The sequence below is a fragment of the Streptomyces sp. NPDC041129 genome (assembly GCF_055592265.1).
Window position 1 is genome coordinate 1577665 of record NZ_JBVIYV010000001.1, and the last position, 12214, is coordinate 1589878.

Below are 12214 nucleotides of genomic sequence, written 5' to 3' on the forward strand. Positions count from 1 at the left end.
AGGGGAGTCAATTCCATGTACGACTACGACCTCCTGGTCGTGGGTTCGGCCAACGCCGACCTGGTGATCGGGGTCGAGCGGCGGCCGGCCGCCGGCGAGACCGTGCTGGGCGGCGACCTGGCCGTCCATCCGGGCGGCAAGGGCGGCAACCAGGCGGTCGCGGCCGCCCGGCTCGGCGCGCGAACGGCCCTGCTGGCCCGGGTCGGCGACGACGCCCACGGCCGGCTGCTGCTGGACGCGCAGCGGGCGGACGGGGTGGACACGGCGGGAGTGCTGGTGGGCGGGGCGCCGACCGGTGTCGCGCTGATCACCGTCGACCCTTCCGGAGACAACAGCATCGTGGTGTCGCCCGGCGCCAACGCCCGGCTCACCCCGGCGGACGTGCGTGAGGCCGCCGGTCTGCTGCGCGCCTCGCGGGTGGTGTCGGCACAGCTGGAGATCCCGCTGGAGACGGTCGTGGAGGTCGTGCGGAACCTGGCGGACGGCAGCCGGTTCGTGCTGAACCCGTCCCCGCCGCGCGAGCTGCCGGCGGAGGTGCTGGCGGCCTGCGATCCGCTGATCGTCAACGAGCACGAGGCCCGGGTGCTCCTCGGCGAGGACGGCGCGCGCGGTAAACCGGCCGACTGGGCGCCCCTGCTGCTGGCCCGGGGCCCGCGCTCGGTGGTGGTGACGCTCGGCGCGGCCGGGGCGCTGGTGTGCGACTCCTCCGGTGTGACCCGGGTGCCGTCGGTCCGGGTGGACGCGGTGGACACCACCGGCGCGGGCGACGCCTTCACGGCGGCCCTGGCCTGGAAGCTGGGGTCGGGTGCCGCGCTGCCGGCGGCCGCGGCCTACGCGGCACTGGTGGGCGCGGCGGCGGTGACGCGGCGCGGCGCGCAGGAGTCGTACCCGACGGCGGCGGAGGCCGAGGCACTCGGTGAGCGGGGCGGTGACCGGTGAAGAGGGCGGGGATCCTCAATCGTCATCTGGCCGGTGCGCTGGCCGCGCTGGGGCACGGCGACGGGGTGCTGGTGTGCGACGCGGGCATGCCGATACCGGACGGACCGCGCGTGGTGGATCTCGCCTTCCGCGCGGGGGTGCCCTCGTTCGCGGAGGTCCTGGACGGGCTGCTGGCCGAGCTGGTGGTGGAGGGGGCCACGGCCGCCGAGGAGGTCCGGGACGCCAATCCGGCGGCGGGCGCGCTGCTGGACGGCCACTTCCCGGAGCTGGCGCTGGTGCCGCACGAGCGGCTGAAGGAGTTGTCGGCGGGGGCACGGCTGGTGGTGCGCACCGGGGAGGCACGGCCGTACGCGAACGTGCTGCTGCGGTGCGGGGTGTTCTTCTAGAACCCCGGGTTCGGGAGCCTCGGGCTGCGGCGCCCGGAGATTTCGAGGGGGTGCGCCCGGTCCGTCGACCGGGCGCACCCCCTCGGCTTTCCCCTCCGTGCCGGAACCCCTTGATCCCCCCCGGGTCCCTCCCCAGAAGTTCCGGACGAAGGGTTCGACACGGGATGCGGAAGGAGGGTTGTACGGGATCCGGAATTTCTTTACCGGATCACATGGGCGACGAACCGCTCCGCCGTCTCGGCCAGCACCTCACGGCCGTCGCGGGCCCACAGTGCCTCGTTGAACAGCTCGACCTCGATGGGTCCGGTGTAGCCGGCCGCCTCCACGTACCCCTTCCACTCCCTCATGTCGATCGCGCCGTCGCCGATCTGCCCGCGGCCGTTGAGGACGCCCTCGGGAAGCGGAGTGGTCCAGTCGGCGAGCTGGAAGGTGTGGATACGGCCGCCCGCGCCCGCTCGGGCGATCTGTTCGGGGGCCCGGTCGTCCCACCACAGGTGGTAGGTGTCCACGGTCACGCCCACCTGGTGCGCGGGGAAGCGCTCGGCGAGGTCCAGCGCCTGGGCGAGGGTGGAGACCACGCAGCGGTCGGACGCGTACATGGGGTGCAGCGGTTCGACGGCGAGGCGTACGCCGTGCTCCTCGGCGTACGGCCCGAGTTCGGCGAGGGCGTCCGCGATGCGCTCGCGGGCCGCCCGCAAATCCTTCGAGCCGGACGGCAGACCGCCGGAGACGAGGACCAGGGTGTCCGTGCCGAGGGTGGCGGCCTCGTCGATCGCGCGGCGGTTGTCGGCCAGGGCCGCCGCCCGCTCCGTGGGACCGGTCGCCGTGAGGAAGCCGCCCCGGCACAGGGTCGTGACCGTCAGACCCGCGTCCCGGACCAGCTTGGCGGTCTCCTCCACACCGTACGACTGGACGGGTTCGCGCCACAGGCCCACGCCCGGGACGCCCAACTTGACGCAGGCGTCGACCAGTTCGGGCAGGGCGAGCTGCCTGACCGTCATCTGGTTGATGGAGAAGCGCGCAAGGCCGGTGCGAGTGGGATCGGTGTGCGCGGGATCGGTTCTCATGCGTTCACCCCGTACAGCGACAGCAGGTTTCTCATGCGCTCCTCGGCCTGCTTCGGGTCGGGGAACAGGCCCAGACCGTCGGCGAGTTCGTAGGCGCGGGCGAAGTGCGGCAGGGAGCGGGCCGACTGCAGGCCGCCGACCATCGTGAAGTGGCTCTGGTGGCCGGCCAGCCAGGCCAAAAACACGACTCCGGTCTTGTAGAAGCGGGTCGGGGCCTGGAAGAGGTGACGGGACAGGGCCACGGTCGGATCGAGCAGGGCGCGGAAGCCGGCCGTGTCACCCGTGTCGAGCACGCGCACCGCCTCGGCGGCCAGCGGGCCGAGCGGGTCGAAGACGCCGAGCAGGGCATGGCTGAAGCCCTGCTCGTCGCCCGCGATCAGCTCGGGGTAGTTGAAGTCGTCGCCGGTGTAGCAGCGGACGCCCCGCGGGAGCCGGCGGCGCAGGTCGACCTCGCGCCCGGCGTCCAGGAGGGAGACCTTGATGCCGTCGACCTTGCCGGGGTGGGCGGCGATGACCTCCAGGAAGGTCTCGGTGGCCACGCCCAGGTCGGACGAGCCCCAGTAGCCCTCCAGCGCCGGGTCGAACATCGGGCCGAGCCAGTGCAGGACCACCGGCTCGGTGGCCTGGCGCAGCAGGTGGCCGTAGGTCTCCAGGTAGTCCTCGGGGCCGCGCGCGGCGGACGCGAGCGCCCTGGACGCCATCAGGACGGCCTGCGCGCCCGCCTCCTCGACGACCGCCAGCTGCTCCTCGTAGGCCGCGCGGATGCCGGCGAGGGTGCCGCCGGTGATCTGGTCGGTGCCGACGCCGCAGGCGATACGGCCGCCCACCGCCCGGGCCTCCGCCGCCGAGCGGCGGATCAGCTCGGCCGCGCCCGCCCAGTCCAGGCCCATGCCGCGCTGGGCGGTGTCCATCGCCTCGGCGACACCGAGCCCGTGGGACCACAGGTGGCGGCGGAAGGCGAGGGTGGCGTCCCAGTCGACGGCGGCGGGCGAGTCGGGCGTGCTGTCGGCGAGCGGGTCGGCCACGACGTGCGCGGCCGAGAAGACCGTGCGGGAGGTGAGGGGGGTGCCGGGAGTGACGGCGAGCGGTTCGGCCCTGGGCTCGTACGTCCGCAGGCCCCCGTCCGCGTCCGGGAGTCGGATGGTCACAGCGAGATCTCCGGGACCTCGAGGCGGCGGCCCTCGGCCGAGGACCTCAGGCCCAGCTCGGCGAGCTGGACGCCACGGGCGCCGGCCAGCAGGTCCCAGTGGTACGGGGTGCCGGCGTGCACGTGCTTGAGGAACAGCTCCCACTGGGCCTTGAAGCCGTTGCCGAACTCCTCGTTGTCCGGCACCTCCTGCCACTGGTCGCGGAAGACCTCGGTGGCGGGGATGTCCGGGTTCCAGACCGGCTTGGGGGTGGCCGAGCGGTGCTGGACGCGGCACCTGCGCAGACCGGCGACCGCGGAGCCCTCGGTGCCGTCGACCTGGAACTCGACCAGTTCGTCGCGGTTGACGCGCACCGCCCAGGAGGAGTTGATCTGGGCGATCGCGCCGCCCTCGAGCTCGAAGACGCCGTACGCGGCGTCGTCCGCCGTGGCGTCGTAGGGCTTGCCGTTCTCGTCCCAGCGCTGTGGGACGTGCGTGGTGGCCAGGGCCTGCACGGAGGTCACGCGGCCGAACAGCTCGTGCAGGACGTACTCCCAGTGCGGGAACATGTCGACGACGATGCCGCCGCCGTCCTCGGCGCGGTAGTTCCAGGAGGGGCGCTGGGCCTCCTGCCAGTCGCCCTCGAAGACCCAGTAGCCGAACTCGCCCCGCACGGACAGGATCCGGCCGAAGAAGCCGCCTTCGACGAGCCGCTTCAGCTTGAGCAGGCCCGGCAGGAAGAGCTTGTCCTGGACGACGCCGTGCCTGACGCCCTTCTCCCGGGCCAGCCGGGCGAGTTCGAGGGCGCCGTCGAGGCCGGTGGCGGTGGGCTTCTCGGTGTAGACGTGCTTGCCCGCCGCGATCGCCTTCCTGAGGGCGTCCTCGCGGGCGGAGGTGACCTGGGAGTCGAAGTAGATGTCGACGTCCGGGTCGGCGAGCACCGCGTCCAGGTCGGTGGAGACGTGCTCCAGGCCGTGCCGGCCGGCGATCTCCCGGAGGGCGTGCTCGCGGCGGCCGAGCAGGATCGGCTCGGGCAACAGCACGGTGCCGTCGCCGAGGTCGAGGCCGCCCTGCTCGCGCAGAGCGAGGATCGACCGGACGAGGTGCTGGCGGTAGCCCATGCGTCCGGTCACGCCGTTCATGGCGATACGCACCGTCTTGCGTGTCACGTGAGTCCCCTTCGTAACGCCGGGAAGGCCTTGGTCGGCGGCGCCGGCGTCGTGATGATCAACAGGAGCAGCAAGCGCTTTCTACGATGAGAAGCTAGCCTCTGCCCAGTGGTCCGGACAAGACCGTGTCCTCTTCGAGTCGTTCGAGGGGGCGAACAAACTGCCTGGTTGGCCTTATGGTCTGCTCGGCACGCACGGAACCGTGACCGTGCCCGGCCTGTCTACGAGGACGTACGAGCACCAAGGCGCGACCGCGCGACCGGAGGACGACGAGATGACGGTGACCCTGGCGGACGTGGCGGCCCGCGCACAGGTCTCCCCCGCGACGGTTTCGCGCGTGCTGAACGGCAACTACCCGGTGGCCGCGTCCACCCGGGAGCGGGTGCTGCGGGCGGTCGACGAGCTGGACTACGTCCTCAACGGCCCGGCCAGCGCGCTCGCGGCGGCCACCTCCGACCTCGTGGGCATCCTCGTCAACGACATCGCGGACCCGTTCTTCGGGATCATGGCGAGCGCGATACAGGCCGAGATCGGGGGGCCGGGCGGCCGGGCGGGCGGTGAGCGGCTGGCGGTCGTGTGCAACACCGGCGGCTCGCCGGAACGGGAGCTGACGTACCTCACCCTGCTGCAACGGCAGCGGGCCGCGGCGGTGGTGCTGACCGGCGGGGCCGTGGAGAGCGAGCCGCACGCGGCGGCGGTCTCGGCCAAGCTGCGCAAGCTGGCCGAGGCCGGGACCCGGGTGGTGCTGTGCGGGCGGCCGCCCGCGCCGGACACCGAGGCCATCGCGCTGACCTTCGACAACCGCGGTGGCGCCCGAGCCCTGACGGACCACCTCATCGGCCTCGGCCACCGGCGGCTCGGCTACATCGCCGGCCCCGAGGAGCGCACCACCACCCGGCACCGGCTGGAGGGTCACCGCGCGGCACTCGAGGCGGCCGGTATCGAGGAGGACCCGCGATGGACGGTGTACGGCCGTTACGACCGCCGGTCCGGTCACGAGGCCACGCTGGAACTGCTGCGCCGGGACCCGTCCCTGACGGCGATCGTCGCCGCGAACGACTCCGTCGCGCTGGGCGCGTGTGCCGCGCTGCGGGAGTCCGGGCTGCGCGTCCCCGAGGACGTCTCGGTGGCCGGCTTCGACGACCTGCCGTTCAGCATCGACGCGGTGCCGTCGCTGACGACGGTGCGGTTGCCGCTGGCGGAGGCGGGAGCCCGGGCCGGCCGCATCGCCATGGGCCGCGAGGAGGCTCCGCCCGGGGGGATCGCGTCGGTGCGGGGGGAATTGATGGTGCGGGGGTCCTCCGGGGTTCCGCGGGGCGCCTAGTCGGTCGGGGGGGCGGTGCTCGGGCGGGTGCGGGTTGGTGGGGGGTGTTCGCGCAGTTCCCCGCGCCCCTGATGGGGTGCCGGTGTCTCATGGGCGCCCAATAGCTCGGGGGCTTGGGTGCTGGGCGGGTGCGGGTCTGTGGGGGGTTGGTCGCGCAGTTCCCCGCGCCCCTCTATGGCTCGGCGGCGTTGGATTGGGGGGCCTAAGCTCGGTGTCGTGGGTTCGGGTGCTTCTGACGAAGTCGGGGGCGTGCTGCGTGCGCCGCTGGCTGGTGATCTCGGCTGGATCGTGCAGCGCAACGGGGCTCTGTACGCGGCCGAGTACGGCTGGAACGCGGAGTACGAGGGGCTGGTGGCGCGGATCGTCGCCGACTTCGCCGAGGATCACGACCCGCTTCTCGAGCGGGTGTGGATCGCCGAGCTGGACGGCCGGCCCGTGGGGTGCGTGATGTGCGTGCGGGATTCGGCGCCCGGCACCGCGCGGCTGCGGCTGCTGCTCGTCGAGCCCTCGGCGCGCGGACACGGGATCGGCGACCGGCTGGTGCGCGCCGTCGTCGGCTTCGCTCGGGAGGCCGGCTACGAGGACCTGGTGCTGTGGACCAACGACGTGCTCAGCGGGGCCCGGCGTCTCTACCAGCGGCACGGCTTCGTGCTCGTCGCCGAGAAGCCGCACCGTTCCTTCGGCAAGGATCTGGTCGGCCAGGACTGGCGGTTGGATCTCCACGGATCGGGCACCTGACGAGTAGGGTCCGAGCATGAAGCTGGCGTTCTCCACTCTCGGTGTCCCCGGCCTGCCCGTCCCCGATGTCCTGGCGCTCGCGACCGCGCACGGTTACCACGGTGTGGAACTGCGCGCCCATCCCGAGGAGCCCGTGCACCCGGGTCTGTCCCCCGCCGAGCGGGCGGAGACGGCCGCGCTGTTCAAAGCGGCCGGAATCGAACTGCTCGGCCTGGCCGGATACACACGCGTCGCCGCCCCCGGCGACGACGCCCCCGTCCTCGACGACATCCGACTGCTCCTGCAACTCGCCCACGATCTGGGGGCCCCGTTCGTCCGGGTCCTCCCCGGCGCCGACCCTGACCGGCCCCGCGAGGAGTCCGACGCCCTCGCCGCCCGGCGGCTCGGCGCCGCCGCGGAGGACGCCGCCGCGCTCGGCGTCCGGATCCTGCTGGAGACCCACGACTCGCACCGCACCGGCGCCGACGTGATCCGTGTGCTGGGCCCCGTCGGGCACCGGCAGGTGGGCGCGCTGTGGGACGTGATGCACACCTGGCTGGGCGGCGAGCAGCCCGCCGACAGCTACGCGGCACTCGCCCCGCACCTCGGCTACGTCCAGGTCAAGGACATCGCCTCGGCCGAGGACAGCACCCCGCTGCCGCTCGGTGCGGGTGTCCTGCCGCTCACCGAGTGCGTGGACGTCCTGTGCCGCAACGGCTGGGACGGCTGGCTGTGCTGGGAGTACGAGAAGCGCTGGCACGAGTCCGCCACACCGCTCCCCGACCTGCTGACCGCCGGCCGCGACCACCTCGTACGCCTGCTCGGCGAGGCGGCCTAGCCGGACCGAAACCGTCCATGGCCGCCCGGCGCAGTCGTCTCACCGCCCCCCTCGGGGGCGAGCACCCTGCGCCGGGCGGTCAGGCGTGGGCCACGACCCCCTCGTACGCCTGCCCGGCGAGGCAGTCCCGGCCGGCGGCGTGGGGCACGGGAAAATCGCTGGCCGGGGCCGCGGGGGGCGGTTAGCCTCCCCCGGTGATTGTGCAGCCCTCGCGTTCCCGTCCGCTCTCATGAGACTCCGCCGCTCGCTCATCGATGTGACGCCGCTGCGCACCTCGCCCGTCTTCCGGCGCTTGCTGATCGGCCGGACCGTGTCCGTGCTGGGCGGGTTCATGACCATGGTGACGGTCATGTACCAGGTGTGGGACATGACCCGCAGCACGGCGTGGACCGGCGCGGTCGGGCTGGCGCAGGCGTTGCCGCTGGTGGTGTTCGGGCTGTTCGCGGGTGCCTGGGTGGACCGGGCCGACCGGCGCCGGATCTATCTGGCGGCCACCGTGGGCCAGGCCGCCTGCTCGCTGCTGCTGGCCGTGCAGGGGTTCACCGGGCACGTGCCGGTGGTGGCGGTCCTCGCGCTGGTCGCCGTGCAGTCGTCGTTCGGCGCGCTCGGCGCCCCGGCGGCCGGGGTGTTCGTCCCCCGGCTGCTGCCGCAGGAGCAGGTGCCCGCCGGTCTGGCCCTGAACCTCGTCACCGGCCAGACGATGATGCTGCTCGGCCCCGCCCTGGCCGGTGTGCTGCTGGGCCGGCTGGGCATCGGCGCCTGCTACCTGCTGGACGCGCTCAGCTTCGGGCTCGCCTTCTACGGGGCCTTCGGGCTGCCGGCGCTGCCGCCGGAGGGCGAGCCGTCGCGGGCGGGGGTGCACGGGGTGCTGGACGGGCTGCGGTTCCTGGCCGGGCACCGGGTGGTGCGGGGCGCGCTGATCACGGACCTGGCGGCCACCGTACTGTCCTTCCCGGTCAGCCTGTTCCCGCTGGTCAACGCCGAGCGGTTCGGCGACGACCCGCGCACCCTCGGCCTGTTCCTGTCGGCCCTGGCGGTGGGCGGCGTCACGGCGACGGCCCTGTCCGGCTCGCTGACCCGGCTCGGCAGGCCGGGCGCGGTGATGCTGTGCGCCTCCGGCACCTGGGGCGCGGCGCTGGTCCTGTTCGGGCTGTCGACCAGTCCCTGGGCCGGTCTCGCCCTGCTCGTCCTCGCGGGGGCGGCGGACGCCACCGCGGTCGTCTCCCGCTCCACGATCGTGCAGACCCGCACCCCGGACGCGCTGCTCGGCCGGGTCACGGCGGCCGAGCAGATCGTCGGCCAGGCGGGCCCCAGCCTCGGCAATGTGCGCGGCGGTATCCTCGCGGGCTTCAGTTCCGGGGCGACGGCACTGGTCAGCGGCGGCCTGATGTGCGTTCTCGCGGTGGCGGCGGTCGCGGCGGCGACTCCCGAACTGCGGGAAGGGGCTGCGGAACTCACCGTTCCGGAGACGCCCTGAGAGCGGTTCGGCGGCTTCCCTGCGCCGTCCGGGGACGGCCCGCTCGCCCGGACGCCCCGGGACGCCCCCGTCCGGCGTGGCCCCAGGACTCGGGCCACGCCGGACACGCGGGGTGCTTTCCGCCCTTCACGGGCGTTCGCGTCCGGTAATCGGTGTACGTCAGTACGTCAGCCCGTACCCCAGCGGGTACAGCACCCGCGCCGGATCGTCCGCCCGCTGGACCGGCACCGGAAGCCTGCCGTGCGGTGCCACCCGGCCGGCGATCACCCGTGCGGCGGCGCGCAGTTCGACGTCGGTCCAGGAGTAGGTCGCCAGGAATCCCTTGACGGCGGGGAGCTGGGCGACGTCGTAGGGGTTCCGGACGGCGACGGCCACCACCGGTTTCCCGGTGGCGAGCAACTGCTCCACCAGGGTCCGCTGGCTGCTGCCCGCCGTCACGTTGTACGTGGCCACGACCACCGCGTCGGCGTCCCGCGCGGCCGTCACCGCCTTGCCGATGGTGGTAGCGGAGGGCGTGGTGCCGGTGGACAGGGCGGTGGCGGTGAAGCCGAGTTCGGTGAGGGCGGCCGCCAGGACCGTGGTGGGCGGGCCGGTGGTGCCGGACGGGGAGGCCGGGTCGGCGCCGACGACGAGGACCCTGGGCCGGTCCCGGCGGTCGAGCGGGAGGACGCGGTCCTCGTTGACGAGCAGGGTCGTGGTGCGCTCGGCGATCCGGTCGGCGGCGGCCAGATGGGCCTTGGTGCCCACCGTGCGGTCGACACCGGCCCCGGTGACGTAGGGCGGCCGGTCGAGGAGTCCGAGCCGGGCCTTCAGCCGCAGGATGCGCAGGATCGATTCGTCCAGCCGGGCCTCGGTCAGCTCGCCGTCCTGGACGGCCTTGAGCACCGCGTGCCATGCCACGTCCAGCGACGGCGGGTTGAGGAGCTGGTCGACACCGGCCTTCAGGGCGAGCACCGGCACCCGGTCGTCGCCGTACTTGGTGCGCACGCCTTCCATGCCGAGCGAGTCGGTGACCACGACGCCGTCGTAGCCGAGTTCGCCGCGCAGGATGCCGGTGAGGATGGGGTGGGAGAGGGTGGCCGGATCGCCGGCGTCGTCGAGGGCCGGGAACTGCAGGTGCGCGGTCATGATCGAGTCGATGCCCGCCGCGATCGCCGCCCGGAAGGGCACCGCGTCCAGCCGCTCCCACAGCTCCCGGCTGTGCGTGATGACCGGGAAGCCGGTGTGGCTGTCGACGGCGGTGTCCCCGTGACCGGGGAAGTGCTTGGCGGTCGCCGCGACCCGGGAGGCCTGATAGCCCTTCACCTCTGCGGCCACCAGCCGGGCCGCCGCCTCCGGGTCGGCCCCGAAGGACCGCACGCCGATGACCGGGTTGGCCGGGTTGACGTTCACGTCGGCGTCGGGGCTGTAGTCCTGGTTGATGCCCATCGCGCGCAGCTCGGCGCCGGAGACGCGGCCGAGGGTGTGGGCGTCGGCGGGACGGCCGCCCGCGCCGATCGCCATCGCACCCGGGAACAGCGTGGCCGGATCGCCCACCCGGCAGACGATGCCGTGCTCCTGGTCGGTGGCGATGAGCACCGGCAGGCCGCGGGGCTGCTCGAGGGAGGCCTTCTGGATGCCGTTGGACAGGTCGGCGATCTGGTGCGGGTCCCGGGTGTTGTGGGCCCAGGTGAAGTAGATGATGCCGCCGACCCGGTACTTCGCGATCAGCTCGGCGGCCGTGCGGACCCCGATCTCCGCGAGGTTGGCGTCGATGTCGGCCTGGTCGGGGGCGGTGGCGGAGTGGCCGTAGACCCGCATCACGAAGAGCTGGCCGACCTTCTCCTCCAGCGACATGCGGGAGATGAGGGTGCGCAGCCTGGTGTCGCCGGAGGCGGCGGCGTGGGCGGTGGCCGGTACGGTCAGCGCGGCCGTGATGCCCGCGGTGGCGGCGAGAACGGTCCGTCTGGACGGCCGCGGGGTGTTTCCCGTGCTTCCCGTGCTGCTGTCGTGCACGCGTGCTCCTTCCGGAGGACAACCGCTGAAGGAAACTTCCAAGGTGCCACCAATATCCGGGAAGTTTCTTTCCGTCAAGGGAGCGCACAGGAAGCCGGGGTGAGGCCGCCGCCGGCGCTCGGGAGGGGGCGCGCCGGCGGCGGCGGCCGCCCGGCCCGGTGCGGCGGAGAGGGTGCGCCGGCCTCGCGTCCGGGGCCAGCCGCACCGCGGACTTCGTCCGGCGCCTGAGCGTTGGACGGCCGCCGCCGGCGGCGGGTTCCGTTCGGGCAAAGGACCGCACGGGTGAGTTTCCACGCCCGCCGCACCGGTGAGTTCCTCCGGCCCGGGGAGTCTGCACCACAGTTGCCGATGACGCGGGAGGAACCATGGCTCAACTGCTGAGGGTGCAGAACTTCAATGTGTCCAGTGACGGGATCGCCGCCGGCGAGGCCCAGAGTTTCGAGCAGCCGTTCGGCCTAGCCGGCGCCGAGAGGCTCTTCAGCTGGGCCGGCGCGACGGCGAGCTGGCCCAATCGCACCGACCCCGGGGGCAGCCGGGGGCTCGACGACTACTTCACGCGGGACTTCGCCCACGGCATCGGGGCGGAGATCATGGGCCGCAACAAGTTCGGACCGCAGCGCGGGCCCTGGCACGACCACGAGTGGCGCGGCTGGTGGGGCGACGAACCGCCGTTCCGCACCCCGGTGTTCGTCATGACCCACCACCCGCGTCCCTCGTTCACGCTCTCGGACACCACGTTCCACTTCGTCGACGGCGATCCGGCGACGGTCCTGGAGCAGGCGCGCGAGGCGGCCCGGGGCGGGGACGTCCGGCTCGGCGGCGGGGTCACCACCGTCCGGCAGTTCCTGGACGCCGACCTGGTGGACACCCTGCACGTGGCGGTCTCGCCGGTGAAGTTCGGGTCCGGGCTCCGGCTCTGGGAGTCGCCGGACGAGCTGCTCGACCGCTTCCACCTCGAGGTCGTGCCCAGCCCGAGCGGTGTGACGCACCACCTGTTCTGGCGGAGGTGACACGCCGGGGCGCCGGACACGATCCGTCCCGGCGCCCCGGCGGTGGGGGGCCCCCCCGGGGGGGGGGGGGGGGTATAGGGGTGGAAGAGGCAGAAAGGGGGGGGGCTCTACCTCCCTCCCGCCCCCCCCCTCGTCTTGTTGGGGGAAAGGCCCCGCCGCGGAAAG

10 protein-coding genes and 1 pseudogene are annotated in these 12214 nt (G+C 73.4%); 7 read left to right on the top strand and 4 right to left on the bottom strand.

Translation table 11 applies throughout. The features are described from left to right. The first annotated feature begins 15 nt into the window (after nucleotides 1-15). Complete coding sequence (locus ACZ6B1_RS06885; RefSeq protein WP_468775639.1) at nucleotides 16-939, top strand: ribokinase; 924 nt, start codon at nucleotides 16-18, stop codon at nucleotides 937-939. Beyond that, nucleotides 936-1325 (top strand): D-ribose pyranase, encoded by a 390-nt coding sequence (gene rbsD / locus ACZ6B1_RS06890; RefSeq protein ID WP_366910720.1) that lies wholly within the window; start codon nucleotides 936-938, stop codon nucleotides 1323-1325. Before ACZ6B1_RS06885 ends, rbsD begins: the two co-directional genes overlap by 4 nt. Before the next feature lie 200 nt (nucleotides 1326-1525). Here rbsD and ACZ6B1_RS06895 read toward each other — a convergent pair whose 3' ends face one another. Genes ACZ6B1_RS06895 through ACZ6B1_RS06905 form a run of 3 tightly spaced genes read right to left on the bottom strand, consistent with a single transcriptional unit; the run spans nucleotide 1526 to nucleotide 4688 of the window. Next, nucleotides 1526-2392 (bottom strand): sugar phosphate isomerase/epimerase family protein, encoded by an 867-nt coding sequence (locus tag ACZ6B1_RS06895; protein WP_468775642.1) that lies wholly within the window; start codon nucleotides 2390-2392, stop codon nucleotides 1526-1528. Further along, nucleotides 2389-3540, bottom strand: coding sequence for a dihydrodipicolinate synthase family protein (locus ACZ6B1_RS06900; protein WP_468775644.1), 1152 nt, complete (start codon nucleotides 3538-3540; stop codon nucleotides 2389-2391). Before ACZ6B1_RS06900 ends, ACZ6B1_RS06895 begins: the two co-directional genes overlap by 4 nt. Further along, nucleotides 3537-4688: a Gfo/Idh/MocA family protein gene (locus tag ACZ6B1_RS06905; protein WP_468775646.1), complete on the bottom strand. Its 1152-nt coding sequence runs from the start codon at nucleotides 4686-4688 to the stop codon at nucleotides 3537-3539. The genes ACZ6B1_RS06900 and ACZ6B1_RS06905 overlap by 4 nt, the downstream gene beginning before the upstream one ends. Nucleotides 4689-4962: 274 nt before the next feature. On the opposite strand from ACZ6B1_RS06905, the gene ACZ6B1_RS06910 reads away from it, so the two are divergent. From ACZ6B1_RS06910 to ACZ6B1_RS06925, 4 genes and pseudogenes are all read left to right on the top strand, one after another. After that, the gene (locus tag ACZ6B1_RS06910) at nucleotides 4963-6012 is read left to right on the top strand and encodes a LacI family DNA-binding transcriptional regulator (protein WP_468775648.1); all 1050 of its coding nucleotides are present in this window, start codon (nucleotides 4963-4965) and stop codon (nucleotides 6010-6012) included. Nucleotides 6013-6261: 249 nt separating this feature from the next. Further along, nucleotides 6262-6750, top strand: a pseudogene (locus tag ACZ6B1_RS06915) (GNAT family N-acetyltransferase); the annotation flags it as partial. 16 nt (nucleotides 6751-6766) lie between these two features. Further along, nucleotides 6767-7567 (top strand): sugar phosphate isomerase/epimerase family protein, encoded by an 801-nt coding sequence (locus ACZ6B1_RS06920; RefSeq protein ID WP_468775650.1) that lies wholly within the window; start codon nucleotides 6767-6769, stop codon nucleotides 7565-7567. 229 nt (nucleotides 7568-7796) lie between these two features. Continuing rightward, complete coding sequence (locus tag ACZ6B1_RS06925) at nucleotides 7797-9044, top strand: MFS transporter (RefSeq protein WP_468775652.1); 1248 nt, start codon at nucleotides 7797-7799, stop codon at nucleotides 9042-9044. Nucleotides 9045-9203: 159 nt separating this feature from the next. On the opposite strand, the gene ACZ6B1_RS06930 is transcribed toward ACZ6B1_RS06925, so the two are convergent. After that, the gene (locus ACZ6B1_RS06930; protein WP_468775654.1) at nucleotides 9204-11039 is read right to left on the bottom strand and encodes a glycoside hydrolase family 3 protein; all 1836 of its coding nucleotides are present in this window, start codon (nucleotides 11037-11039) and stop codon (nucleotides 9204-9206) included. Between the two features lie 365 nt (nucleotides 11040-11404). Here ACZ6B1_RS06930 and ACZ6B1_RS06935 point away from each other — a divergent pair, with 365 nt between their 5' ends. Continuing rightward, nucleotides 11405-12049 (top strand): dihydrofolate reductase family protein, encoded by a 645-nt coding sequence (locus ACZ6B1_RS06935; protein WP_468775655.1) that lies wholly within the window; start codon nucleotides 11405-11407, stop codon nucleotides 12047-12049. Nucleotides 12050-12214: the final 165 nt, after the last annotated feature.